This is a genomic window from Pleomorphomonas sp. PLEO (assembly GCF_041320595.1).
Classification (GTDB): domain Bacteria; phylum Pseudomonadota; class Alphaproteobacteria; order Rhizobiales; family Pleomorphomonadaceae; genus Pleomorphomonas.
This window is the reverse complement of record NZ_CP166625.1, coordinates 1060009-1085609: the sequence shown is the minus strand read 5'-3', so window position 1 is coordinate 1085609 and position 25601 is coordinate 1060009. Positions and strand designations below refer to the sequence as shown.

Here is a 25601-nt window from a genome sequence, read left to right as displayed (position 1 = left end):
AAGCCAACGGCCGCAGGCCTGCCGGCGACTGAGGGCGGGATAATATAAGACCTGCGTCGGCAGAGCGGCAGCTTTGCCCCGCCGGCTTGGGTTTCTCCCGATTTTCTGATATAGCTTCGCATAACCGGGAACGGTCGGGACGGTGACGTCCGCGGCCGTTCTTGCATTTCGGGCGGACTTTTTTCGCCCCTTTCAACCTCATCAGGACTCACCGAACGCCCATGTCGACCCTCATCGACCACAGCCCTGTTGCCGTCTCTCCCGCCGCCGCGCCGGAAAAGCCGTCGCTCGTCGGCATGACACGGATCGAGATGGCCAAGGCGCTTCTTGCCATCGGCGTCGAGGAGCGGCAGCTCCGGATGCGCGTCGCCCAGCTTTGGCACTGGATCTACGTGCGTGGTGTGCGCGAGTTCTCGGCGATGACCAACGTCGCCAAAGAATTGCGCGCCCGCCTTGACGCCGCCTATGTGGTCGGTCGCCCGGAGATCGTCGCCGAACAGGTGTCGGCCGACGGTACGCGCAAATGGCTGATGCGCTTCCCCCGCGCGGCGCCGGCAAGCCGGTGGAGATCGAAACCGTCTATATCCCCGAGGAAGGACGCGGCACGCTCTGCGTTTCCTCGCAGGTCGGCTGCACGCTCAACTGCTCCTTCTGCCACACCGGCACGCAGATGCTGGTCCGCAACCTCACCGCCGAGGAGATCGTGGCGCAGGTGCTGGTGGCTCGCGACCGGCTCGGCGACTATCCGGACGTGGCACCCAACGCCGACGCGGCCATTCCGAGCGAAGGGCGCCTTGTTTCCAACGTCGTCATGATGGGCATGGGCGAGCCGCTCTATAATTTCGACGCGGTCAAGCAGGCGCTCGCGATCATCATGGACGGCGACGGACTGTCGCTATCGAAGCGTCGCGTTACGCTATCCACCTCCGGCGTGGTGCCGAATATCGCCCGCACTGGCGACGAGATCGGCTGCATGCTGGCGATTTCCCTGCATGCCGTGCGCGACGACCTGCGCAACGTCCTGGTGCCGATCAACAAGAAATATCCGCTCAAAGAGCTGATGGACGCCTGCCGCGCCTACCCGGGGCTGTCGAACGCCCGTCGCATCACCTTCGAATATGTGATGCTGAAGGGGGTCAACGACAGCCTGGAGGACGCCCGCGATCTCGTGAAGCTTCTGAAGGGCATTCCGGCCAAGATCAACCTGATCCCCTTCAACCCCTGGCCGGGCACCACCTACGAATGCTCCGATTGGGAGACGATCGAGGCCTTCGCCCAATTCGTCAACGACGCTGGCTACGCTTCGCCGATCCGCACGCCGCGCGGCCGCGACATCGCCGCCGCCTGCGGCCAGCTGAAGAGCGAGAGCGAGCGCCTCAGGAAAACCGAACGGCTCCGGCTTGAGGCGGGCCTCACCGAGGCCGATCTTGCCATGCGCGCCATGGTGGCCGGCCACGGAGAGGACTGATGCGAGCGATCGGCCGCATCTTCGCCGCGCTGATCGGCTTCATCCTGGCGGTGATTGCCGCCGCCTTGTTCATGCTGGTCGCCTCGGTCGGCTTTGAACCTGCCGACCCAGCCGACAGCTTGTGGTTCTGGGGCAATTTCGGCGTTGGCGCTGCCATGGCTGCCAGTTATCTCGGCGCCATGGCCCTTACCCCCTGGGCCGTGGTCATCGTGGTCACCGAAGCGTTCCGCTTGCGCTCGGTTCTTGTCTATCTGGTTGCCGGCGGTGCCCTCGGCATCCTGCCAGCTCTCGGGATCGCGCCGCTGATGCGTCCGCTCGATAACGATCCACGCAATATCGCCATCCTGATCGCCGCCGGCTTCGTTGGCGGCTTCGTCTACTGGCTGACAGCTGGCCGAATGGCCGGCATTGACGGCGTTTTCCTGACCGGAAGCCGCCACCCTAAAGACGGGCAGTGACGAGTTTCACCGCGAAGGCCCCCATGACACCGGCAAAAAGATAGTCGATGCCCCGCATCACCTTTGGCCGCGCCTTGAAGAAAGCGGCAACGCCACTCGCCCCAAGAATGAGCGGCAACATCGACAGCGTCGACACCGACAAGAACCACAAGCCAAGGAACAGCAGTTTGCCTCGGGCAGCCGGATCGCCCGGTTCGACGAACTGCGGCAGGAAGGTCAGGAAGAACAGCGCCACCTTGGGGTTCAGCACATTGACGGCCAAGCCCTTGAGATAGAGCCGGATCGCCGGCTCGGGCGGCAAGACACCGCCTTCCGGCGCGAAGCGGTTCCCATGACGGAGGGTGCCAATGGCGACGGTGAGAAGATAAAGCGCGCCGACCACCTTGAGCACATCGAAAGCAACCGGCGAAGCGGCGAGCAATGCGGCAAGGCCGAAAGTCACCAAGAGCGTGTGCACGAGAATGCCGCTGCTGGTACCAAGGAAGGCGGCGAATCCCGCCCGTCGGCCACGAGTAATCGCCGTGCCGACAAACATCGCCATATCCGGCCCGGGTGTATAGTTGAGCGCCAGCACGGCCAGCGTATAGGCGGCAAGCACGCCATCGGTCGGCAGGAAATTCATTTCGCCACACTCCAACGCACAACACTATGATCGCGGCGGTCTTGACCGCAAGGCGCAGGACGGCGAAAACCGCGCCATGCGCTCGATCCTGTTCATTTGCCTTGGAAACATCTGCCGCTCGCCCACCGCCGAGGGATTGATGCTCAACCATCTCGTGGCCGCCGGCCTCTCCCACGCAACGCGCGTCGACAGCGCCGGCATCGGTGGCTGGCACGCCGGCGATCCGCCCGATCCCCGTGCCATCGCCGCCGCCCGGAAGAAGGGCGTCGATTTGACGCCTCTCCGCGCCCGCCAAGTGCGAAAGACAGACTTCTCCGATTTCGAGCTGATCGTCGGCATGGATCGTCAGAACGTCGCCGACCTCCGCCGGCTAGCGCCCGCGGGTTCGACGGCGCGCATCGGCCTCTGTCTGGAAGAGGCACTCGGTCTCCCAAGCGAGGTGCCCGACCCCTATTACGAGGATGAGCAAGCCTTCGATGCCGTGTTCGACCTCTGCGACCGCGCCGTCCGCGCCTTCGTGGAACAGGTTCGCGCAGGCAACTGATACCAAGATGCATTGAAAATGCCTCTTGGTATTCTGCTTGCCGATTTCTCATGCCACTGATGCAAATGAGAAATCGGCAATGACGTCAATGAGCGGATGCGTCAGCATCTTCGCGAATTGGTATGATCAGGCGGCCAGCGGATAGGCCTCCTCGACCAGATAGGGACCGCCGCCCACCGAAGCGCGCGACGAATAGAGCACGAAGCGATCGACCGGGAAGCGCGGGCCGATGAAGTCGCCGTGCTCGGATAGCCAGCGGGCAACATCGGTCGACGTCGTGCCCTTGAAGCGAGCGAGCGTCACATGCGGAATATAGCGCCGCCCCTCAGCCGGCAGACCGAGCCGCTGGATGATGCGCTCATGCTCGGCTTGCAGCTCGATCAGCTGCTCGGTCGGCTCCACCTTGACGGCAAGCGAATGGGGTACGCGACCCGAGGCAAAGCAGTGCAATCCCCTGAGGCTGAGTTCGAAAGGTGGCTTGTAGACGCGGTCGAGCGCAGCGGCCACCTCGTCGGCGGTACGGTGGTCGATGTCGCCGATAAAGCGAAGCGTCACGTGATAATTGGCCGGATCGATCCAGCGGGCGCCGGGCAGGCCGCCCTTGAGTAGGGATAGATGAAAGCCGGCCGCGGCGGGGATTTCGAGGGCGGTAAACAGCCTGGCCATGGCAACCTCGTCGGCGGTGCCACCCGGTTGGCGAAGCTCCTGAAGCGGAATCGCCTGACCGGGCGGACGGTACGGAATAAACGTCGACCGAAGGCTAACCCCGATGCAAGCCCTTTTGTTCGCTTGGCCGTACCCGAAGGGCGATTATATACAAGCGAAACCCTTTCGACCGGGCCGGAGCCATGCAGTTCGACGACCCCGCCAACGACAATGAAGACCCCGACGTCATCTTCGCTCGCAAGATTGCGCGCGTGCTGGCGGTGGTCATGGCCGTCGGCCTTTTCGCCTATCTTGTGATCACCTATATCCTGCCGGTCTGACGACGACCGATGGCCAACAGATCTTCCGCTGTTGCTGTGGCACGTCGTAACGTTGCTCGGCGGTGGCCTTTCAAGGCGCATGACAGCGGCGGCCGATAATGGTAAAGCCTCTTCGCGCTCCGCCCGGCATCCGCCGCGGCGGACTTTCCATCACGTGCCGGCGGCAGCCGGCCAATTCCGGGCTACGAGCATGACGCGGGCGAAGATCTACATCGACGGCGAAGCAGGCACCACCGGCCTTCAGATCCGCGACCGCCTCGCCGCCCGCGACGATATCGACTTGCTCGCCATCGATCCGGACAAGCGCAAGGACATGGACGAACGCCGCCGGCTGCTCAACGCCGCCGATGTCGCCATCCTCTGCCTGCCCGATGACGCGGCCAAGGAGTCGGTCAGCCTGATCGACAACGACCGCACGGCGGTCATCGATGCCTCCACCGCTCACCGGGTCGCGCCGGGCTGGGCCTATGGCTTCGCCGAGATGGCCAAGGGCCAGGCCGAGGCGATCGCCGCATCGAAGCGCGTCGCCAACCCCGGCTGCTGGCCGCAAGGCTTGATTGCCGCCGTTCGTCCGCTCATCGAGGCCGGCCTCCTGCCCAACGGGGCGGCGCTCAGCTACAATGGCGTCTCCGGTTATTCGGGCGGCGGTCGCAAAATGGTCGAGGACTATGTGTCCGCCACCGATCCAGCGCCGTTCATGCCCTACGGCCTGACGTTCAAGCACAAGCATCTGCCGGAAATGGCCGTCTATACCGGCCTCACGCATGCGCCGCAGTTCCAGCCGTCGGTGGGCAATTTCGCGCAGGGCATGCTAAACTTCGTGCCGCTTCGCCTGTGGGCCGTCGCGCCCGACCTCAAGGCGCGGACGATCCACGAGTTGCTCGCCGATCGCTATGCCGGCGAGACCTTCGTCAAGGTCATGCCGTTCGAGGCGACCGAACGGCTCGCCGGCCTTGATCCCCGGACACTCAACGGCACCAACGAACTGCGCCTTCACGTCTTCGCCGATGCCTCCGGCGACGAGGCGCTGATCGTCGCCCTCTACGACAACCTCGGCAAGGGCGCCTCCGGCGCCGCCGTTCAGAACCTCAATCTAATGCTGGGGCGGCCGGCCACCACAGGCCTCCTCCCCGGCTGATTGCCTAGCATCGTACGGAAAAGTGGGAACCGGTTTTCCGTAAAAACGATGCGACACTTGGAGATGGAGCGACGATTTGCGTTCGTCAGAACGCACGTCGCTTTCGGGAAAGGACAGATCATGCAGAAATTCGACGTGCTCACCGGGGTCGCCGCGCCGCTGCCGATCCTCAACATCGACACCGACATGATCATCCCCAAGCAGTACCTCAAGACCATTAAGCGCACCGGTCTCGGCACGGGCCTGTTCTCGGAGATGCGGTACCGGGAGGATGGCTCGGAGAACCCCGACTTCGTTCTCAACAAGGCCGCCTATCGCAAGGCGGAAATCCTGGTGGCTGGCGATAACTTCGGTTGCGGCTCCTCGCGCGAGCACGCGCCCTGGGCTCTGCTCGACTACGGCATCCGCTGCGTCATCTCCACCAGCTTCGCCGACATTTTCTACAACAACTGCTTCAAGAACGGCATCCTGCCGATCGTCGTCCCGCCCGACGACCTCAAGAAGCTGATGGACGACGCCGAGCGCGGCGCCAATGCCACGCTGACCGTCGATCTCGTCAACCAGGTGATCAAGGGCCCCGATGGCGGCTCCATCTCCTTCGACATCGACCCGTTCAAGAAGCACTGCCTGCTGAATGGCCTCGACGATATCGGCCTGACGCTCGAGAAGGCGCCGGCGATCGCCGCCTTCGAGACGAAGAACGCCACCACCCATCCCTGGGCGTGATTTCCTCCGGCAAAACGCCCTCTCCGGAGGGCGTTTTCATATGAGGTTCCGTTCCATGCGCCAGCTCGTTTCCACCGGTTCACCCTTCGAGCAAGTCGCCGGCTACTCGCGCGCCGTCGCCGACGGCCCCTGGTGTTTCGTGTCGGGCACCACCGGCTACGATTACGCGACCATGACCATGCCGGACGACATATCGGTCCAGGCGGAAAACGCCATGGCGACCATCGCCAAGGCGCTCGGCGAGGCCGACTTCTCACTGTCCGACGTGGTGCGTGTCCGCTATATCGTCACGGATGCCGCTTACGCCGAACCGGTGTTTTCCGTGGTCGGCCGCTGGCTCTCGGACATTCGGCCAGCTGCCACGATGATCATCGCCGGCCTGATACGTCCAGAAATGAAGATCGAGATCGAAGCGACCGCTTTCCGGAATCCAGCCTGATTCCATGAGATAAACGGGCGGCGGCCAGCGTTGACCGATTGGTTCGGTCAAGCACTCGTGAGTGGATCATCACACGCCATCGTCGTATTCGTTGCTCTCGTAAAGAACAACGGCAAGAGGTTGGCCTTGGATACGACAATGCGACGCGGGACCTTAGGCGGATTTGCTCGCAGCATGGCATCCTGCTGCGTCGCCTTGGCAGTTGGAAGCGGCAGCGCCTCGGCGGCCGATGTGGTCGAACTGTTCACCAGCCAGGGCTGCTCCGCCTGCCCGCCGGCCGACAAAGTTCTCGCCCACCTCGCCAAGGATCCCGACACCGTCGCTCTGACCTTCGCCGTCGACTACTGGGACTACCTCGGCTGGCGCGATACTTATGCCAAGCCGGAGTTTACCCGTCGCCAACGTGAATATGCCAAAGCGCGCGCCGACCATGCCGTCTTTACGCCGCAGGCCGTGCTCAATGGCCGCAGCGCGGTGATAGGCAGCCGCGAAGAAGAAATCCGCGCCTCCTTCGACGTCATGCACGACAATGGCGAGTCGCCCAGCTTGGCCGTCTCCGCCCGCATCCAGGATGACCGCGTCGTCATTACCCTGCCGGCCAAGGAACACTCGGGCGAAGCGTCGGTGTGGATCGCCGGTTACCTGCCGCCAAAGACGGTGCCCATCGGCTCTGGCGAAAATCGCGATACGTCGGTCACCTACGTCAACGTCGTCGACCGAATGCAGGCGATCGGTATGTGGTCCGGCCAAGCGATGACGCTGGAACTGCCGCTCGCCGACGTGGCGCCGGAAGGCACAGCCGGTCTTGCCGTCATCGTCCAAGCCAAGAAGGACGGTCTGCCCGGCCCGATCCTCGGCGCTACCCATCTGGCGCTCCAAAGCGGCAGTGGCAGCTAGATGGTGAGCCCCAGGCGGTGATGGTGGAGTCTTTTCCAGCTGATGGAGAGGCACACCGGGCCGAGCTCACTCTGACAGAGCCACGCCGACAGTCCGTAGAAACGCGGTGCGGCATGGCCAAGAGAGCCTGAAATTGTTGTCCCGCGCCTAGGTCGCGCACTTCCTCGATCACTGCCCTCTCGCTGAGGTTTTAGCCGTCCACGCGATCAACGCGGCCGGAGTAGCAACCGCGCTTTGCGTTGTGCACGTGGATGTAGCTCACGGCCGGATTGAAGAAGAAGCGCTCGATGATGGTTTCGACGCGGTTTCCGTCGATCACATCCGCGTCCACCATCATGTCGTTTTGATCGAATGCCCGAAGCGATAACAGACGCCCTCTCATGACCTCAGGCACCTGATCGACGGCGTCGTAGGTCTTCTCGGCGCCTTCACGAACGAAGATTGCGTGCGAAGCGCGATAGGGGTTGTCCGCCGGCTGGCTGAAATGGTTGACGAGCAGGACCGTCTCTCCGATTTCCCCCTCGCGCATTTCTATCCGGTCCGGGTAACCGGGCTTCTCATCAACGATGTAGCGCAGCGCACCTCGGGCTGCGAGTTCTTCGCCGGACAGACCATAGAGCGGCTGGTAGGGGCTGGGTGAAAGACCGGTTATGCGGAACGACATGATCGAGCTCCCGTTTGTACATGCGGAGCAGACTCATGCCTTCCGAGTTCGCGAACCACCCGTTTCTCGCGAGGCGCCATAAATTTAACGCCAGCCTGCCCCTTCCTGCGCCCATAAGCCCCGGCATCCGCTGCGCTTCGGTTCTCCAAAGCCGTCCTGGCAGACTTCCGGAGCCGGGTTTCAGAACGCCCGGAACGTCAGCGTCGTCAGCGTTCGCACGATGCCTGGGATCGACGAAATCTTCTCGTTGATGAACTTTCCGATGTCGTCATGGGCCGACGAGTCGACATAGACCTTCATCAGCAAATCATATTCACCCGAGGTCGAATAGAGTTCGGAAGCGACCTCAAGGGCGTAGATGGCATCCGCTACCGCGTAGGTCTGGCCGGGCGCGCACTGCAACTGGATGAAAACGGGCTTCATGACCTTCCTCCTCGCGACGGTTGCCTAACGGCACCGAGCTTGATGGCAGACTTCAAACACAACGAGCAGCCGGACGGCAAGCCCTAGTTGGATGGGCTGAAGGAGCCGTTTTCCCCAGGTGGCGTTGGTCCCTGTGGGTGAAGAATGGTTAAGCTAGTCCTAATTCCGCCATCCGTGTATGATTTTAGGCTAGAGTTTCGAGATCGGACCTAATCGACAAGGTGATCTATGGCTGGCGGCGAGGCAGGCGATAACAAGGTCGGCGATGGCAAAGTCCGGCGTCTTTCGGACGCCGTGCGCCGGATGCGCATTGCCGAGAGCGAGCGGGCCGACGCCTATGCCGACCTGCACGAAGGCGACCGGGCGCGGTTGGCACTTTTGGCGGAAGAGCTTCAAGGCGTATTCGCCGAACTGCCCACCGATGATGCCTATTTCATTTGCGAGGTGGCGGGCTCGACACCGCCGCGCCTCTGGATCGACCCCACCACGCATGTGGTGATGGCGCGCGACCGTCGCTCTTATCGTCTCCTGAAAGACACCCGCCTCGGCCGCCTCACGCTGCATGAGAGCGCCGACCTTGATTCGACTGCCGACGCGGTAACCGACTATATCGCCGAGCGGGTCGTCGAGCGCGAGCGTTCGCTCGAAAGCGACGCGCTGGTGGAGAAGTTGCGCACCGCCGCCCTGGACCGTCGCGAGACGACCGGCAATCCGGCGACGGACGGCCGGGCAACCGATCGTGGCTCGGCATTCATCTGGGCGCTGATCATTTTCCTGGCCGGTTTCGCCGTCGGCGCGCTCGGGCTTGTCGCCTACGCTTGGTTCATGGTCCCAGGCTGACGATCGCCGCAGACGATCTCCTCGGCGCGCGTCTCCTCAAAAAGGCCGCCCGTCGTCACCTGCATCAGGCGATGGTGGATCGAAAATCCCGCGCCGATCTTCTCGATATCGAACAGATTGAAACCGGCGGCCGGATGGTGGCCGTCCGGCCGCTGTGTCGCGGCGGGCGCGCCGATCACCGGCACAGGACCCTTCGGGCCGGTAAGCGATAGCCGGGTTGGCTGATGAGTGTGACCGTGCAGGATGAGTTCGGCGCCATAACGCGCGATCACCTTGCGGAAGCGCGCGGCACCGGAAAGCCGCTTGTGCCAGGCGGTCGCGCCTTTGACCGGCGGATGATGGATCAAAACCACCCGGCAAAGCCCGGTCCGGCCGAGCTTGTCGAGCACCGCCGCCAACCGCTCCTCTTGTTCCTCGGAAAAGCTACCCGTCGCCATGAAAGGCCCGGTCGCCACCGCCGACGACGCGCCAACAATGGCAACATCACCCCGCCGCCGCACATAGGGCCAGCCCCCCGCCTCACCGGCATCGGCCGTCATGTAGGCGGCCCAGGCTTTTCGCGCCCGGCGAGCGGCACCGGGTACGTAGGCGTCGTGGTTGCCGGGCACCGCGCTGACCACATCGCCAGATCCCATCAGGCCAAGAAAGGCGGAGGCGGTCGCGTATTCGCCAGCCAGTGCAATGTTGACGAGATCGCCCGTCACCGCCACATGGTCAGGCCGTTCGGCGGCAATCGCCGCGATCAGCGCCGCTTCGATATCGTCACCGAAGGCGCGCGAGCGGTTGCGCCGCCAATTGACGTAGCCGAGAATGCGCTTGGAGGCGAGATCGCGGATGCGCGCCGCCGGCAGCGGACCGAGATGCAGGTCGGAAATATGGATCAGGCGGAACATGGTTCTTGGGTAGCCGATGCCCGCCCGCCGGTAAAGGCAAATGCCGTCAAAGCAAGGGGCGGATCACCACTTGGCGATCCGCCCCGAATGGTATGCTCACGAAGTTGGTTCACGCCTCGAACCGTTGCGCGTCCGAACCGGACTAACGCCCCCAGAAGGTCAGCACAGCGGCGACGACATGGGGATTATTCGCGTCGACAGCCGACACCCAACTATAACGTAGGGCACGGTGAAAGCGACGGCGGAAGAGGGAAAACATGATAGCCTTCTTCTGAGGTTGTTGAGAGAAACCACAAGCAGCTTCTCTTTCACATGAAAGCTATAACAAATGTGCAATGTTTTTGCCATGAGGCTAAACACTGAGCTTTCCTTTGAGGAAAAAGTGGTTAACCCAAAGTATGCCCTAGACGAAAGGCTAAAGCGCCCTCCCGAAAATTTTCAACCTTTCAGACCAGTCGGGCGCGGAAGAAAAAGCCACGGGCACCAAGTCACTTCAGGCTGGCCGATCCTCGCCGCAACGGTTAACCTTCGCAGGGCTGTCAACGTTCCGACCGACCGCGCAATGAGGTTTTCATGAGCCGCGCCAGCCTTATCGATGCACTGCAACCCCTTGCCGGACAAGTCCGATCCCTGGCAACCCGCCTATGGGGGGGAACGACACTGGGCGTCCGCGCCATGGCCATCGACGAGGAGCGGGTGCTTCTGGTCCGCCACACCTACGTTTCCGGCTGGCATATGCCCGGTGGCGGCGTCCACGCCGGCGAAACGGCCGAGGCTGCCGCGCGCCGGGAACTATTCGAGGAGACCGGGTATGAAGCCACAGGGCCGGCTCGCTTCCTGGGGCTCTACTTCAACCCGGCAATGGCCGGTCGCGACCACGTTGCCGTTTACCACATGTCGGCCTGCGTGATGCGTCATGCCTTTCGTGCGAACCGCGAGATCGCCGAGATCGGTTTCTTTCCGACGGACCGGCTACCCGAGGGAACGACCCCGGCCACCCGCCAGCGGCTTACCGAGTTTTTTGAAGGACTTCCGCCAGCCGATCACTGGTAGCAAAACGCCCGGCCGGAGCCTGTCCGGTCGGGCGCTCAATAATGCTAGGGGATGTCGAGGATCAGGCGGCGACCACCGCCGCCGTTTCGATCCCCACCGCTGCCGACTGGATGATGGCGGCGAAGCGAACGGCGGTCTGCACCGCCGAGGCCGACAGGCCACCCTCGCGCACCACCTTCTCGTGGCTATCCATGCACATGCCGCAGCCGTTGATCGCCGAAACGGCGAGGCACCACAGCTCGAAGTCGACCTTGTCGACGCCCGGCTTACCGATCAACTGCATGCGCAACCGCGCCGGCATGGTCCGGTATTCCGGGTTCGAGGTCAGGTGCAGGAAGCGGTAATAGACATTGTTCATGCCCATGAGCACGCCGGCACCGCGGGCCGCATCAATCGCCTCGGCAGAGAGATGGCTCGCCGCCTCCCCTTCCAAAGCAGCCGCAACCTCGGCGTTACGCGTCGCATGGCCACAGGCAACGAACACCCCGTACTTCTGCTGCGGCGTCAGGCTGTCATCTTCGGCCATGGCCGAGAGATTCAGCTTCACGTCGCGAGCATAAGTGCCGAGCTTGTCCTGCAGGCTGGCGATCGACATCAGGCAGCCTTCAGCGTGTCACCGCCGACCTCACGGTTGCACGGGCAGAGTTCGTCGGTCTGCAGCGCGTCGAGGACGCGCAGCGTGTCCTTCGGATTGCGGCCGACGTTGAGGTTGGTGCCGTAGATGTGCTGGATCGTGTTGTCGGGATCGACGATCACCGTCACGCGGAAGGCGACGCCAGCCGGCGAACGTACGCCGAGGCCATCGACCAGCGAACCAGTGGTGTCGGCAAACGACCAGATCGGCAGCTTGTCGAGGTCCTTGTGATCACGGCGCCAGGCCAGCTTGACGAACTCGTTGTCGGTGGAACCGCCGAGCACGACCGCGTCGCGATCCTCGAAGTCCTTGGCGAGACGAGCGAATTCGGCAATCTCGGTCGGGCAGACGAAGGTGAAGTCCTTCGGATAGAAGAAGATCACCTTCCACTTGCCCGGGAAGGACGCTTCGGTGAGTTCCTCGAATGCGGAGACGCCGCCCTCAACATGATTATTGAAGCCGGGCTTGACGCCGGTGACGGTGAAGGAGGGGAGCTTGTCGCCAATACCGAGCATGATGAATATCCTCGTTACGAGTGGATTTGAATGGGACGGCGGCAATATCGGCAGATCCGAAGTGAAATGCAAGCCTTTCTTAGAGGCATTTTAAACTGGAGCTTTTCCCGTTTGAAAACTAAGGGTTTTCACAGAAATTTGATGGCTAATCCGCGCCTGGGGCTTCAAGCTCTTTGTGCTCTTGGTTCTTCGGCTTTTCAGGCCACGCCGGCGCCCTGTCGCAAGTCCGACAAAGCCTGTCATTTCCCTATGTCGCTTTCGTGGCATAAATTTGCAACGAGCTGATAAATAACGAATTTTATTCTGGCACGCCGCTTGCCGAGTACGAGACGACCTCGTTTCGCCCGGAGAGTGCCATGTCCTCGCAGATCGTTTCCCTCGACGCCCTGATGGCCTCGCCGAGTCCACGGCGCGGCGGCTGCGCATCGTCCTCCTGTGGAACGTCGGCTCGGCCCGCCGACATCGATCCCGCCATTTGGGAGAAAATCAAGGATCACCCGTGCTACTCGGAGGAGGCGCACCACTATTTTGCCCGCATGCATGTCGCCGTGGCCCCGGCCTGCAACATCCAGTGCAATTACTGCAATCGCAAATACGATTGCTCCAACGAGAGTCGGCCCGGCGTCGTCTCCGAACGGCTGACGCCGGAGGAAGCGGTCAGGAAAGTGGTCGCCGTGGCTGCCGCTGTACCTGAGCTTTCCGTACTCGGCATCGCCGGCCCGGGCGATGCGCTGCACGACTGGAAAAACACCCGCGCGACCTTGGAGGCGGTGCGCCAGATCATTCCCGACATCAAGTTCTGCCTGTCCACCAACGGCCTCGCCCTGCCCGACCATGTCGATGAGATCGCCGGCATGGCCATCGATCACGTGACGATCACCATCAACGCCGTCGATCCGGAGATTGGCGCCAAGATCTACCCGTGGATTTTCTTCGACCATAAACGCCGCACCGGCCTCGAAGCGGCGACCATCCTTCTCGAGCGGCAGATGCGTGGCCTCGAGATGCTGACGGCGCGCGGCATTCTCGTGAAGATCAACTCGGTGATGATCCCCGGCATCAACGACGACCATCTCCCCGAGGTCAATCGCGCGGTGCGCGAGCGTGGCGCCTTCCTGCACAACGTCATGCCGCTGATCTCCGACCCGGCGCACGGCACACACTTCGGCCTTACCGGTCAGCGAGGCCCGACGCCCGCCGAACTCAAGACGCTGCAAGACCACCTCGAAGGAGGTGCCAAGCTGATGCGCCATTGCCGCCAATGCCGTGCCGACGCCATCGGGCTGCTCGGCGAGGATCGCGGTCAGGACTTCAATCTCGATCGACTGCCGGAGGTCGTGACCTACGATCCCGAACCCCGGCAAGCCTATCGCGCCTTCGTCGCCGCCGAGCGTGGCGACCGGGGCGCCGCCCGTGACGACGCCCTTCGGAGCGTTGGCGCGGTGGCCGACGACGTCCGCCTCCTCGTCGCCGTCGCCACCAAGGGCGGCGCCCGCGTTAACGAGCACTTTGGCCACGCTCGCGAATTCCAAGTCTACGAAGCCGGGCCAAAGGGCATCACACTGGTCGGCCACCGCAAGGTCGACGGCTACTGCATGGGTGGCTTCGGCGAAGACGCGACACTTGGCCCGACCATAGCCGCGCTCGACGGCATCGACACCGTGCTCTGCGCCAAGATCGGCGACTGCCCACGCGACGCGCTCGCGGAGGCAGGCATCACCGTCAGCGACGCTCACGCCTACGACTACATCGAGACCGCCATCGGCAAGGTCTACGCCGAACGCTTCGGCCGCGCCGCCGCCGTCGCCTGAGCTCGGAGGTCCGTCATGGTCGCCGGTCCAGCTGTCTATCTCGACGCCAACGCCACGACGCCAGTCGACCCGCGCGTTGCCGAGGCCATGTTTGCCGCCTTGACCGGCATTCATGGCAATCCTTCCTCCGGTCACACGGCAGGACGCGAGGCACGACGCGCCGTCGAAAGCGCCCGGCGAGAGGTGGCGGCACTGGCCGGCGCCGAACGGCCGGACGAAATCGTCTTCACCTCCGGCGGCAGCGAGAGCAACGTCACGGCCATCCGGGCGGCACTCGCCGCCCGCCCCGGCCGGCGCGAGGTCGTGACCTCCTCCGTCGAGCATGCATCCGTCGAAGCGGCGCTTGAGCACCTCGCGACGACGGACGGAATCGTCATTCGCCGGCTTCCCGTCGACGGGCACGGACGGCTCGATCTCGGCGCCTATCGAGCTGTCCTTGGCCCGGAAACGGCGTTGGTGACGCTGATGAGCGCCAACAACGAGACCGGTACGCTGTTTCCCATTGCCGACCTCGTGCCGCTCGCTCATGCCGCCGGCGCGCTCTTCCACACCGACGCCGTGCAGGCGGCCGGCCGGCTCGATCTGTCGGTCGCCACCACCGATGTCGATCTGGCTTCGTTTTCCGCCCACAAGCTGCATGGCCCGAAGGGCGTAGGCGCCCTCTATGTCCGGCGCGGCACACCGTTCTCCAGCCTGATTGCCGGCGGCAGCCAGGAGCGAGGCCGCCGGGCTGGCACCGAGAACGTGCCTGGCATCGTCGGCTTCGGCGTTGCCGCCCGGCTCGCCCTTGCAAACAGCGAGACCGATCATCTCGCCCACCTGCGCGACCGTCTGGAAGCGGAAGTCCTCGCCACCTTGCCCGGCACCCTCGTCCTCGGCGATCGCAATGCCCGCCTTGCCAACACCGCCTGCCTCGCCTTCCCCGGCTCGTATGCCGAGATGATGCTCCATCGCCTCGATCAGGCTGGCATCGCCGCATCGGCAGGTTCGGCATGCGCCACCGGCGGCACCCTACCGAGCCGCGTTCTCCTCGCCATGGGGCTCAGGCATCTCGCCGGGTCCACAATTCGCTTCTCGCTCTCCCGCTTCAACACCGACGCCGACATCGACCGCCTGCTCGGCGTGCTGCCGGCTATCGCGCGGGAGGCCCGCCTCGCCATCTCGGAGTCCGCGGCATGACCGACGCTCGCCTCAACGACACCACGCTGCGCGATGGCGAACAGGCACCCGGCGTCGCCTTCACACGCACCGAAAAACTCGCCATTGCCGAAGCGTTGGCCGCCGCCGGCGTTGCCGAGATCGAGGCCGGCACACCGGCCATGGGCGAGGAAGAGATCGACACCATTGCCGCCATCGTCGGCTTGGCCCTGCCGGCGCGCATCGCCGTCTGGTGCCGCATGCGTGGCGAAGACGTTGCCGCCGCCGTCCGGAGCGGCGCCCCGGCCATCAATCTCTCCATCCCCGCCTCCGATCTCCAACTCGCAGCCAAGCTCGGTATCGACCGGCACGAGGCCCTTTTGCGCGTCGCTCGCTTCGTGCCGATGGCGCTCGACCTCGGTTTTTCGGTGTCGGTCGGCGCCGAGGACGCCTCGCGCGCCGACCCAGGCCATCTCGCCGCCATGGCCGAGGCGGTGGAACAGGCCGGCGGCTGGCGCCTGCGGCTCGCCGACACCGTCGGCGTGCTCGATCCGCTATCGACGGCGAAGCTGGTGGCGGAGCTGCGGCCTCACACCTCACTGGCCCTGGAGTTCCATGGCCACGACGATCTCGGTCTTGCCACCGCCAACACGCTGGCCGCCCTGCGCGCCGGCTGCGCCGAAGCCTCCGTCACCGTGCTCGGTCTCGGCGAGCGGGCCGGCAACGCGGCGCTGGAGGAAGTGGCCGTTGCCCTTCTCCGCCTCGACGGCCTGTCGACCGGCATCGATCTGCCATCGCTGAAACCGCTCGCGGAGGTCGTCGCCGTAGCGGCTGGCCGCGCCGTGCCGCCTGGCAAGGCCGTCGTCGGCCGCGACGTCTTCGCCCACGAAAGCGGCCTGCACGTCGCCGGCCTCCTCAAGGAAGCCGAGACCTACCAGGGCCTCGACCCCCGGCTGTTTGGGCGCCACCATTCCGTCGTGGTCGGCAAACATTCCGGCGCTCAGGCCCTCGCCCACGTTCTTGCGAGTCGCGGCGTCGCCCTGGACCCTCGCCTTGCCGCGCCGCTTGTCGAAGCGGTCCGGCGGGTTGCCACCGAGCAGAAGCGCGCGCTGACCAACGGCGAACTTGCCCGCCTTCACGCCGATCTGGCCTCTTCCAGCGGATCGGCAAAGAACGGCGGCTGACCGCTTTCCTTCCTCCGACCCCTCCCTTATAAAATCATACAAAACAGGAGGGAGGCGCATATGTCCACGCTCAAGCCGGTCCGTATCGGCGTCGTTTCCACCGCCAGGATCGCCCGTGAGAAGGTGATCCCCGGTTTCCGCACCACGCCTTGGCTGGAGGTGGCGGCCATTGCCTCGCGCAACATCGACACGGCGAAGACGGCCGCCGCCGCCCTCGGCATTCCGCTCGCCCACGGCTCCTACGAGGCGCTGTTCGCCGACCCGACCATCGAGGCGGTCTACATCCCGACGCCGAACGACAGCCACGTCGACCTGGCGCTCGCCGCCGCCCGTGCCGGCAAGCACGTGCTCAGCGAAAAGCCGGCGGCGATGAATGCCAAGGATGCCGAGCGGCTTGCCGCCCTGCCCCAAGGTATCGTCTATCTCGAAGCCTTCATGGTCCGCCATCATCCGCAGTGGCTCAAGGCGCGTGAGTTGGTCCGGGCCGGCACAATTGGCAAGGTCGCGGCCGCGCAGGCCTTCTTCTCCTACTTCCTCGACGATCCCGCCAACATCCGCAACAAGCCGGAAAACGGCGGCGGCGGCCTGTGGGACATTGGCGTCTATCCCATCGTCACCGGTCGTTTCGTGTTCGATGCCGAACCGAAGCGGGTCATTGGCCTGATCGACCTCGACCCCAAATTTGGCACCGATGTCCTGACGTCAGCGATCCTCGATTTCGGCGCGGGGCGGCACCTGACGTTCACCGTCGGCACCCAGACGGTACCGCATCAGCGCGTCAACATCGTCGGCTCCACCGGCCGCATCGAGGTTCTGATTCCCTTCAATGCTCCGGCAATGGGCGAGACCGTCATTCGTCTCGATCGCGGCAACGCGCTCGGCGACGCCGAGATCGAGGAGATCCGCCTGCCCGCCTGCGATCAGTATGGCCTTGAGGGCGAAGCCTTCGCCAAGGCGATCCGTGGGGTCGAGCCCCTGCCCTATGACCAGCACGACGCGATCAAGATGATGAAAATCCTCGATGCCATCGTCGAGTCGACGAAAAGCGGTCGCTGGACAGACCTCTGACTTCCTGAGGGCGGCGGGGAAAACCGCCGCCCATCGCTCCCCAGCAGCTCACTCTTTCCAGAGGAAGGCCGCGCCCCGGACGCCGGAGCTGTCGCCGTGTTTGGCCTTGCGGATTGGCGTCGCCACGGAGTCGGAGAATACCAGCCGGCCATCGCCCGATCCGGCCGCTTCACCGTCCCAAAGATTGGTGCGCGTCGACAGGAGCATCGGCACGTCGGTGTAGAGCTCGTCGACATTGCTCATGCCGCCGCCCAGCACGAAGACGTCGGGGTCGACGAGGTCGATGATCAAGGCCAGCGACCGGGCGAGCCGATCGACGTAGCGGCCATAGACCGTCGAGGCTACCGGATCGCCGGACCGCTTGAGGTCGATCACCTCCGACGCCTTGCGGGAAACGCCGGTCGTCGTCCGGTAGTCGAGCTCGAAGCCAGTGCCCGAGCAGAACATCTCCAGGCAGCCATGCCGGCCGCACCAGCACCTGGGGCCGGGGTACTCGCCCTCCTTCGGCCAGGGCAGCGAATAATGGCCGATCTCCCCGGCAAGCCCCTGGAAACCGGCGTGGCTCTTGCCCTTGAGCGCGATGCCGCCGCCATGGCCGGTGCCGAGGATGATGCCGACCACCACGTCGAGACCGGCGCCGGCGCCATCGACCGCCTCGGAGACGGCGAGGCAGTTGCCGTCGTTGGCGAGCCGGACCGGCCGACCGAGGGCGGCCTCAAGGTCGCGGCCGAGCGGCTTGCCGTTCAGCCAGAAGGCGTTGGAGTTGCGGATGAGGCCGGTCAGCGGGTTGGGGCTGCCGGGCAGGCCAATGCCGACACTGCCGCTCTCGCCGGTCGCCGTCTCGACATGGTCCACCAGTTCCAGGACCGCCCGGATCGAGGCGTCATAGTCCTCGCGCGGCGTCGGTATGCGATGGCGGCAAAGCTCGACGCCTAGGGCATCGAGCCCCACCACTTCCATCTTCGTGCCGCCCCAGTCGATCCCGATATACATCACAAACTCCCTTGAAACCCGCCTTGCCGTATCCGACGGCGGCAATCCAAGCAAACGACATTTGCGGCGCAACGCCACTCGCCGCAATCCCTAGTTCTCATACAGCCGTTGGTTGGCGGAATATGTAACTTTGCGGATAGATGTTCCGTAAATATCCATCCTTGCAGCGTGGCCACCGGCGAGGATCAGGCTGGAATTCCCTTCACATATACATTTTTTACATGGATAGAACCTGCAGGCTCCAAATGTCACATGCGGTTAACCTCTGCCGGCCCAGCATGCCTCGTCATCACTAGTATAGCGAGACTGATATGCGCCTCCGCAATCTGCCCCTCCGCACCAAGCTCATCGCCGGCATTGGCCTGCTGTTGGCATTGGCCCTCGGCACCCTCACCGCGCTTGCCGCAATCATGTCCATGAAGACAGAATACGCGAATGCCGAGCGCCGCGCCTCAGACCTGATGACCGGCTATTCGCTCGACATTCGCAGCAAAGTCGAGGATGCCTACACGGTTGGGACGACCATTGCCCGCGCCGTGGAAGGCTTGATTGCTGACGGCAAAGCCGACCGAGACGGCCTGGGACGGCTGGTGACCTCCGTCGTCTCCGCCCATCCGGAACTGTTGGGGACAACGCTGGCCTTCGAACCCAACGCCCTCGATAGCCAGGACGCCGATTTCAAGACCCACGCCTATTCCGACGCCACGGGCCGTTTCGTTCCCTATTTCTATCACCGGGCCGATGGCTCGATCGCCGTCGAGAAGCTGGTGATGACCAAAGAGGCCGGAACCGAGGGCTGGTACGATCTTCCTTTGCGCGAGAATCGCGATCTCATCACCGCCCCCTACATCTATCCGATCGACGGCAAGGACACGCTGATGTCGGCGTTGTCGCTGGTGCTGCACCGGGCCGGCAAACCCATCGGCATCACCACCGCCGACCTGCCGCTCACCAAGGTGTCGGCCTTCGTCTCGTCTCTGAAGCCATTCGACACCGGTTCCGTCCGGCTGATCGGCACGGATAACCTCTGGGTCGCCAATCCCGATGCATCCCTGATCGGCAAGACCGCCGAGGACGGCGTCGCCAAGGCCGCTCTTGCCATGACGGCCGGTGGCAGCGGCGTTGTCGACGTCGATGGTGTCCCGACCTACCTGACCACTGCCAAGGTGGCTTTTGCAGGGGTGAAGGAGACTTGGACGCTGGTGATGACCGTGCCGGAAGCGACCTTGGCCGCCGATGCCCGGACGACCGCCCTGGCCATGGTCGGCGCCTCGATCGTCGCTCTGCTGATTGGTCTTGGCTGCGTCGGCTATCTCGCCCACACACTGGCAAAGCCGATCGGCGGCATGGCACGCCGCATGGAGGCGCTCGCGGCCGGCGATACGTCCGTCGCCGTCGAGGGTGCAGACCGCGCCGACGAGATCGGCGCCATGGCCCGTGCCATCAATATTTTCCGCGATCACACCGTCGCCCGCCGCGAACTGGAAGGCAACCAGGCCGTGGAGGCCGCCCGCCGCGACGCGCGACAGGTGGAAATCGACAAGCTGGTCGCTGGCTTCCGCGAGGAAGCGACGGCCGTTATCGGCCGCGTTTCCACCGCCAGTCGCGACCTCGACACGATCGCGCGCGAGATGGCGACCTCGGCGGGCCGCACCACGGAGCGGGCAGGCGTCGCCCACGCCGCCGCCGGTCGCGCTTCCGGCAACGTCCAGACCGTCGCTTCCGCCGCTGAGGAACTGGCCGCGTCCATTGGCGAGATATCGGCTCAGGTTGCTCGCACCTCGGCGATCATCGGCTCGGCCACGGAAGGCGCGCGCGTCAGCCACGAAAAAGTCGGCGAACTCGCCAAGGCCGCAGCCAAGATTGGTGAAGTGGTGACGCTGATCCAGGCTGTCGCCGACCAGACCAACTTGCTGGCTCTCAACGCCACCATCGAAGCCGCCCGCGCCGGTGAGGCCGGCAAAGGTTTCGCCGTGGTGGCGAGCGAGGTGAAGAACCTCGCCGGTCAGACGGCCAAGGCCACCGAGGAGATTTCCCACCAGATCGCGGCCATCCAGCAGGCCACCGACGAGGCTGTTGGGGTCATCGCGCGCATCGCCAGCACCATGGAAAACGTCAACACCCACGCCGCGACCATGGCCGCTGCCGTGGAGGAGCAAGGCGCCGCCACCTCCGAGATCGGCTCGAGCGTTGAGGCGGCATCGCACGAGACCAGGACGGTCGCCGACAATGTCGACGACCTCACCGCGGCCGTCGGCGAGACGCGCACCGCGGCAAATCGCGTGCTGGAAGCAGCGGCCACCGTTGACACGGTAAAGGACGAGCTTGCCGGTGAGATCGAACGCTTCCTGAAGGCAGTTGCCACCGCCTGAAGGAGGCGGCGCCCCTCTCAGGCGGACGTTCCCATTCAGCTACCGTCGAGCTTTTCGGTACGACGCAGATCGGGAAAGATCACCGACCACAGGCCGGCGACGGCGAGCGTGCCGACACCGCCGAACACCACGGCGGGGACGGTGCCGATCAACGCCGCCATGCTGCCAGCGCGAAACTCGCCAAGCTCATTGGAGGCACCGACGAACACCATGTTGACGGCCGAGACACGACCGCGCAGTTCGTCGGGGGTGGCAAGCTGGATCAGCGTCTCGCGCACATAGACCGAGATCATATCGCCCGCGCCCATCAGCCCGAGGCAGAGGATCGAGAGCCACGGCGTCATCGAGACGCCGAACACTACGGTCGCCAGGCCGAACACCGCGACACCCAGGAACATTTTAACGCCGGCCATCGCCCGGATCGGGAAGCGCGCCAGGAAGGCGGCCACCAGGATGGCGCCGATCCCGGGCGCCGCGCGCATCATGCCGAGACCGGCCGGGCCGAGTACCAGGATGTCGGAGGCGTAGACCGGCATCAGCGCCACCGCGCCACCGAGCAGCACGGCGAACAGGTCGAGCGAAATGGCGCCGAGTACGATGCGGTTGGAAAAGACGTAGCGGAAACCGGCCGACACCGCTTGCCAAGCCGGTTCCTTGGCCTGCTGGGCCACGGTGATCGGCGGCAGCGCCAGCATCAGGCTGACGGCGGCGGCCAGCAACACCACCGCCGTGCCGAAGGCGGCGAGTTCGGAAATCCCGTAGAGCAGGCCACCGGCCACCGGCCCGCCGATCGCCGCCACTTGCCAGGACGACGACACCCAGCCGATAGCGTTGGCGAGGGCTGCGCGGGGCACCAGATTCGGAACCACCGACTGCATGGCCGGTCCCATGAAGGCACGGGCGACGCCCATCACCAACAGGATGAGGTAGATCGGCGTGACAGTCGGCGATGCCGTCCATGACAGCGTGAACAGCCAGATGGCCGCCGCCGCCTCGACCCCGAAACAGACAACGATGATGAGGCGTCGCGACACGCGATCAGCCACCGCGCCGGTGATCAGAACCAGGAGGAAAGCCGGCAGGAACTGCATCAGCCCGACGTAACCGAGCGCCATGGGGTCGTGGGTCAGGTCGTAAACCTTCCAGCCGACGGCGACCACCACGATCTGAATGGCGAACGTGGCGAACAGGCGGGCCAGCCAGTAAAGGAGATAGGGCCGGTGGGCGAAGGCGTTCGTCGAGGGTTGATGGCTCATGAAGTCACTCGGGCGGGCGCGGTTGGGGGCCAACGAACGGCGACTTGTGATCTAGAAAGAGGCGCGGAACAAGCCTTCCGCGGAGCCAAGCGGTTCTGTTGCCCCGCCAACCGTGGCTCATTCACACTTCTTCGCGCCGCGCCCGCCGCACGGCGAACCGGTGGCGCCCTTCGAAGAAGGCGAGCAGCACAAGAGCGAAGATGAGCGGCACCACGAAATAGATGAGGCGAAACAGGATCAGCGCGGCGGCAACATCCGGACGATGACCGATATCGAGTCCGGTGACCACCGTCGCCTCGAACACGCCGACTCCGCCGGGCGTATTGGCCGCCATGCCAGCCAGGAAAGCCAGCGAGTAGGTAACGAGATAACGAGCCGCGTCCGGAACCGCGTCGGGCGGCAGCAGGACATAAAGCGTGCCGCAGGCCGCCATGAGATCAACGGCACCAGCCAATACCATCAGGAAGGCGGGCTTTGCCCTGGGCATGCGGACCACCATGCCACTGACGCGGATTGCCCGGCGTTTCTTCGCCAGCCAGACGATGAATCCGGTCAACGCCACCAGAATGATCAGGCCGACCGACCGATCGATGTAGTGGTGGGGAAAAACGGGATATTGCGTCGTCGGCTCCAGTGTCAGGGCGAGCCCAAGCACGAACAGAATACCCGACCACATGGTCAGCCAGCTCATGACGATCAGCCGGGCGACCACCGAAAAACTGACGCCGACCATGGAATAGATGCGGTAGCGGGCACCACCGCCCGACAGGAGCGGAAAGCCGAGCGTGTTGGCGAACACATTGGCGATGAGGCCGCCGAACACCGCCCGCGTCAGGCTGATCGAGCTGGTGTAGTTGAGCGCATGGAGCGCCAGAAGATCGTAGGTGGCGAGAGCTGCTAGCCCACACAAAGTGAAAACGAAGGCCAGCACAAAGCGGTGAACCGGCAGCGCCAGAGCTGCGGTGCGGATGTCGGCGAACGATATCTTGGTCGCCATGTCCCACAGCACCCAGACCGCGCCGGCAATCAGCACCACGGCAACAACCGGGCCGGCCCACTTCAGCACGCGCGCAATACGCCCCGGCGACGCTTCCGCGCTGGTGTCATCATCGGTGGGATCGCTCAAATCCTGTCGTCTCCATCCGGGAAGGCAGCTCCCGGGGGCGCGGCCCCGGCCTCTGGTCCTTCATTTAGAACGCCGGCCCTCAAACGCAAATGCCTTTTCGGCAAGACCGTAACCATAGCCTTGCCGACTTACGATGTCGGCCTGCCTATCAGGGAAATGAGAACTTGATGCTACGTTCGTCAAAAACCTTCTTGACCAACTCACTGTAGAGCCGCCCGGTCGCCCATTGCTCGCCCGGAAGCGTCTTGATGCGCACCTTCAGGGCGACGCCCGCCGCCGAAAAAGAGACGACGCCCTGCATCTCGAGTGGCTCCAGGATGACGGCGCCGCGCGGCCCGTCCATAAGCCTGTCAAAGGCTTCCCGCATCGCCGCTTTTGCCTCATCCAGATCGGTTGGATAGGCGACGCTGACCGTCGAGGCGGCGAAGGCAAAGCCACGCATGGCGTTGGATACGCTGGTCACCGACGAAAAGGGAATGATGTGGTAGACGCCATCGGTATCGCGGATGCCGACCGACCGAATGGTCAGTCGATCGACGACGCCGGTGAGGCCGGCCACCGTCACCACATCGCCCTCGTTCATGGCATTCTCGAACTGGATGAAGGCACCGGTGATGATGTCCTGAACCAGCTTCTGCGAACCGAAGCCGACGGCCAAGCCGACGACACCGGCACCAGCGACCAGAGGCGCGATGTCGACGCCGAGCTGAGAGAGCGTCAGCATGGCGGCGATAATGATCAGCACGATCGAGAAGGCATTGCGGAACAATGACAAAAGCGTGCGTGTACGGGCATTGGTGATGCGGCCGAGCGACGGGTTGAGGCGATATTCCACCCAGCTTGACGCGGCGAGCCAAATGCTGCCGGCCGCGAGCACGATGATCGCCGCCGACAGAATGCGCCCGACCGCGTCGGTACCGCCTTCGGACTCGAACCAGGCAAGGAGATCGACAAGGCCCCAGCACTGCAGCAGCACCGCCACCACCACCAGTACCAGCACGATGCGCACGGCGCGGAAGACCATCGGCACCATCATGTTGAGCCGAGCCTCAAGCAGAGGCAGCGTCTTCTTGACGTCGGCCGGGAGGCGGACACCGCCGGAAATAGCGTTGGAGATCAGGCTGTCGACAAGGCCGCCGAGGGCAATGGTCAAGACCGTCTCGACCGTCGCCCAGGCCATGTAGTCGACGGCGTCGAACGGCCGGCTCACCCAGAGCACGAAGGCCACGGCAAGATAGACGATGACGACGACGTGCCAGGCATGGGCGAGAAGCGCCAGCGCCGTGCGCAGCACCGAACCCTTCACCGGCTCGATCAACCGGTAGAGCCCCGCCCGCACCTCGTCGCGCTTGGCCGTCACCAGCACCGTGGCGCCGACGAGGGTAATGAGCACCACTGCGAGACGGAAGCCGATGCCCACCGAAAAGCCGATCGCCTTGTTGACCAATGGGTGGGCGACCAGCACGCCATATCCGAGGAAGCCGATCAGGCGACTGAGCCAGAGGTACCAGAAACGCGCCGTCGCCGCCTTGAGATCGAACACCTTGAGGGCTGGCCGGCGATATTGCAGGACGGTGGCAAGACAGCTCTTCAGGAACTCGATCACCACGAAGGCATCGATGAAGAGGCTCTGCATCAGATCGATGCGGCCGCCGCCCGCGACGGCGATGGCATAGGCCGAAGTGACAAACCAGGCGAGGCCGATCACCGCCCAGTCGATGAAGAGCGCGAGACCGCTCCAAAGCACGCGGCGGGTTAATGGTTTATCACGGGCAACCCTCTCGACGGCGCCGAGCGGGAAACGGGCAAGAAAGCGAGCGATGGTCAACGTCGCGAAAGCGAAGACGACCAGGATCACCAGCGACACGCCTTGCTCGCGCACGCCATCCCAATTGATGTCGGCGCTGCCGTCGACAAGGCGCGTCAAGTTGCCAAGGCCACGGCCGATCTTCAACACCACGTCGACCACCTGCCGCGACAGGTCCTGCGTGACCGACCCGATCTCACGAGCAAGCGGCACCGTTGGCGTATCCGCCGCTTCCGTACTGGCCGCATCGGCGGGAGCCGCCGCCGCGTCGCCCGCCGTCGGCTGGGCCAAACGCTCCAGCTCGCCGATCAGCGCCGCCCGCGTAGCGTCATCCTTCAGGATGTCGGCCAGCGCCTTCGCCGCCTCCGGCGAGGTGACGGTCGCCGTTTCCGGCGCGGCTGGTTTGGTCGGCAAGACGAGCTTCGGCATGACAATGGCAGACGGCGTCGCCGGGGCGGCGGCCGGGGGCGCGGTCTGCGCCAGCGCTAAAGTCGGCAGAGCGAGCGTGAGGAGAAGCGCGAGGAGACGGAAAACGGACATGGTTCGC

Annotated in this window: 25 protein-coding genes and 1 pseudogene; 15 read left to right on the top strand and 11 right to left on the bottom strand. The window is 64.3% G+C overall.

The features are described from left to right. Positions 1-221: 221 nt before the first annotated feature. Positions 222-1468, top strand: a pseudogene (gene rlmN, locus AB6N07_RS04775) (23S rRNA (adenine(2503)-C(2))-methyltransferase RlmN). After that, positions 1468-1926, top strand: coding sequence for a hypothetical protein (locus tag AB6N07_RS04770; protein WP_370676670.1), 459 nt, complete (start codon positions 1468-1470; stop codon positions 1924-1926). The pseudogene rlmN and the gene AB6N07_RS04770 overlap by 1 nt, the downstream one beginning before the upstream one ends. Here AB6N07_RS04770 and AB6N07_RS04765 read toward each other — a convergent pair. Continuing rightward, positions 1910-2548 carry a LysE family translocator gene (locus AB6N07_RS04765; protein ID WP_370676669.1) on the bottom strand — a complete coding sequence of 213 codons (639 nt, stop codon included), beginning with the start codon at positions 2546-2548 and terminating at the stop codon, positions 1910-1912. The genes AB6N07_RS04770 and AB6N07_RS04765 overlap by 17 nt on opposite strands. A gap of 76 nt (positions 2549-2624) precedes the next feature. Between AB6N07_RS04765 and AB6N07_RS04760 the strand changes: the two genes are divergently transcribed. After that, on the top strand, positions 2625-3092 hold the full coding sequence (locus AB6N07_RS04760; protein ID WP_370676668.1) for a low molecular weight protein-tyrosine-phosphatase: 468 nt from the start codon (positions 2625-2627) through the stop codon (positions 3090-3092). Between the two features lie 126 nt (positions 3093-3218). On the opposite strand, the gene thpR is transcribed toward AB6N07_RS04760, so the two are convergent. Then, the gene (gene thpR / locus AB6N07_RS04755) at positions 3219-3758 is read right to left on the bottom strand and encodes an RNA 2',3'-cyclic phosphodiesterase (protein WP_370676667.1); all 540 of its coding nucleotides are present in this window, start codon (positions 3756-3758) and stop codon (positions 3219-3221) included. A gap of 182 nt (positions 3759-3940) precedes the next feature. On the opposite strand from thpR, the gene AB6N07_RS04750 reads away from it, so the two are divergent. From AB6N07_RS04750 to AB6N07_RS04730, 5 genes are all read left to right on the top strand, one after another. Further along, positions 3941-4078, top strand: a complete 138-nt coding sequence (locus tag AB6N07_RS04750) for a hypothetical protein (protein WP_370676666.1) — start codon at positions 3941-3943, stop codon at positions 4076-4078. 190 nt (positions 4079-4268) lie between these two features. Then, positions 4269-5216: an N-acetyl-gamma-glutamyl-phosphate reductase gene (gene argC, locus AB6N07_RS04745; protein ID WP_370676665.1), complete on the top strand. Its 948-nt coding sequence runs from the start codon at positions 4269-4271 to the stop codon at positions 5214-5216. A 120-nt stretch (positions 5217-5336) separates the two neighbouring features. Then, positions 5337-5942, top strand: a complete 606-nt coding sequence (gene leuD, locus AB6N07_RS04740; RefSeq protein ID WP_370676664.1) for a 3-isopropylmalate dehydratase small subunit — start codon at positions 5337-5339, stop codon at positions 5940-5942. A gap of 40 nt (positions 5943-5982) precedes the next feature. After that, the gene (locus AB6N07_RS04735) at positions 5983-6381 is read left to right on the top strand and encodes a RidA family protein (RefSeq protein WP_370676663.1); all 399 of its coding nucleotides are present in this window, start codon (positions 5983-5985) and stop codon (positions 6379-6381) included. 174 nt (positions 6382-6555) lie between these two features. Next, positions 6556-7278: a DUF1223 domain-containing protein gene (locus AB6N07_RS04730; RefSeq protein WP_370676662.1), complete on the top strand. Its 723-nt coding sequence runs from the start codon at positions 6556-6558 to the stop codon at positions 7276-7278. 190 nt (positions 7279-7468) lie between these two features. On the opposite strand, the gene AB6N07_RS04725 is transcribed toward AB6N07_RS04730, so the two are convergent. Both AB6N07_RS04725 and AB6N07_RS04720 read right to left on the bottom strand, forming a co-directional pair. Beyond that, positions 7469-7942 (bottom strand): DUF1203 domain-containing protein, encoded by a 474-nt coding sequence (locus AB6N07_RS04725; protein ID WP_370676661.1) that lies wholly within the window; start codon positions 7940-7942, stop codon positions 7469-7471. A 180-nt stretch (positions 7943-8122) separates the two neighbouring features. Next, positions 8123-8365, bottom strand: a complete 243-nt coding sequence (locus AB6N07_RS04720) for an Lrp/AsnC ligand binding domain-containing protein (RefSeq protein ID WP_370676660.1) — start codon at positions 8363-8365, stop codon at positions 8123-8125. A 228-nt stretch (positions 8366-8593) separates the two neighbouring features. Here AB6N07_RS04720 and AB6N07_RS04715 point away from each other — a divergent pair, with 228 nt between their 5' ends. After that, positions 8594-9205 carry a hypothetical protein gene (locus tag AB6N07_RS04715; protein WP_370676659.1) on the top strand — a complete coding sequence of 204 codons (612 nt, stop codon included), beginning with the start codon at positions 8594-8596 and terminating at the stop codon, positions 9203-9205. Here the strand turns inward: AB6N07_RS04715 and AB6N07_RS04710 are convergent. Then, positions 9178-10098, bottom strand: a complete 921-nt coding sequence (locus tag AB6N07_RS04710) for a metallophosphoesterase (protein ID WP_370676658.1) — start codon at positions 10096-10098, stop codon at positions 9178-9180. The genes AB6N07_RS04715 and AB6N07_RS04710 overlap by 28 nt on opposite strands. 573 nt (positions 10099-10671) lie before the next feature. On the opposite strand from AB6N07_RS04710, the gene AB6N07_RS04705 reads away from it, so the two are divergent. Then, on the top strand, positions 10672-11151 hold the full coding sequence (locus AB6N07_RS04705; RefSeq protein ID WP_370676657.1) for an NUDIX domain-containing protein: 480 nt from the start codon (positions 10672-10674) through the stop codon (positions 11149-11151). A 61-nt stretch (positions 11152-11212) separates the two neighbouring features. On the opposite strand, the gene AB6N07_RS04700 is transcribed toward AB6N07_RS04705, so the two are convergent. Together AB6N07_RS04700 and AB6N07_RS04695 are read right to left on the bottom strand one after the other, a co-directional pair. After that, entirely contained in the window at positions 11213-11746 is a 534-nt protein-coding gene (locus AB6N07_RS04700; protein ID WP_370676656.1) for a carboxymuconolactone decarboxylase family protein, read from the bottom strand. Then, entirely contained in the window at positions 11746-12300 is a 555-nt protein-coding gene (locus AB6N07_RS04695) for a peroxiredoxin (RefSeq protein WP_370676655.1), read from the bottom strand. The genes AB6N07_RS04700 and AB6N07_RS04695 overlap by 1 nt, the downstream gene beginning before the upstream one ends. A gap of 356 nt (positions 12301-12656) precedes the next feature. On the opposite strand from AB6N07_RS04695, the gene nifB reads away from it, so the two are divergent. Genes nifB through AB6N07_RS04675 form a run of 4 tightly spaced genes read left to right on the top strand, consistent with a single transcriptional unit; the run spans position 12657 to position 17500 of the window. Then, positions 12657-14111, top strand: coding sequence for a nitrogenase cofactor biosynthesis protein NifB (gene nifB, locus AB6N07_RS04690; RefSeq protein ID WP_370676654.1), 1455 nt, complete (start codon positions 12657-12659; stop codon positions 14109-14111). A gap of 15 nt (positions 14112-14126) precedes the next feature. After that, complete coding sequence (locus tag AB6N07_RS04685) at positions 14127-15290, top strand: cysteine desulfurase family protein (protein WP_370676653.1); 1164 nt, start codon at positions 14127-14129, stop codon at positions 15288-15290. Then, positions 15287-16432, top strand: a complete 1146-nt coding sequence (gene nifV / locus AB6N07_RS04680; RefSeq protein WP_370676652.1) for a homocitrate synthase — start codon at positions 15287-15289, stop codon at positions 16430-16432. Before AB6N07_RS04685 ends, nifV begins: the two co-directional genes overlap by 4 nt. Positions 16433-16492: 60 nt before the next feature. After that, positions 16493-17500, top strand: coding sequence for a Gfo/Idh/MocA family protein (locus AB6N07_RS04675; protein ID WP_370676651.1), 1008 nt, complete (start codon positions 16493-16495; stop codon positions 17498-17500). A 48-nt stretch (positions 17501-17548) separates the two neighbouring features. On the opposite strand, the gene AB6N07_RS04670 is transcribed toward AB6N07_RS04675, so the two are convergent. After that, complete coding sequence (locus tag AB6N07_RS04670) at positions 17549-18493, bottom strand: ROK family protein (RefSeq protein WP_370676650.1); 945 nt, start codon at positions 18491-18493, stop codon at positions 17549-17551. Positions 18494-18804: 311 nt separating this feature from the next. Between AB6N07_RS04670 and AB6N07_RS04665 the strand changes: the two genes are divergently transcribed. Then, positions 18805-20865 (top strand): methyl-accepting chemotaxis protein, encoded by a 2061-nt coding sequence (locus tag AB6N07_RS04665; RefSeq protein ID WP_370676649.1) that lies wholly within the window; start codon positions 18805-18807, stop codon positions 20863-20865. Between the two features lie 35 nt (positions 20866-20900). Here the strand turns inward: AB6N07_RS04665 and AB6N07_RS04660 are convergent, their stop codons facing one another. From AB6N07_RS04660 to AB6N07_RS04650, 3 genes are all read right to left on the bottom strand, one after another. After that, positions 20901-22121 carry an MFS transporter gene (locus AB6N07_RS04660; protein ID WP_370676648.1) on the bottom strand — a complete coding sequence of 407 codons (1221 nt, stop codon included), beginning with the start codon at positions 22119-22121 and terminating at the stop codon, positions 20901-20903. Positions 22122-22242: 121 nt separating this feature from the next. Further along, the gene (locus AB6N07_RS04655; RefSeq protein WP_370676647.1) at positions 22243-23247 is read right to left on the bottom strand and encodes a hypothetical protein; all 1005 of its coding nucleotides are present in this window, start codon (positions 23245-23247) and stop codon (positions 22243-22245) included. Positions 23248-23395: 148 nt separating this feature from the next. Beyond that, a complete protein-coding gene (locus AB6N07_RS04650; protein WP_370676646.1) occupies positions 23396-25594 on the bottom strand; it encodes a mechanosensitive ion channel domain-containing protein in 2199 nt (732 codons plus the stop codon). Positions 25595-25601 lie beyond the last annotated feature (7 nt).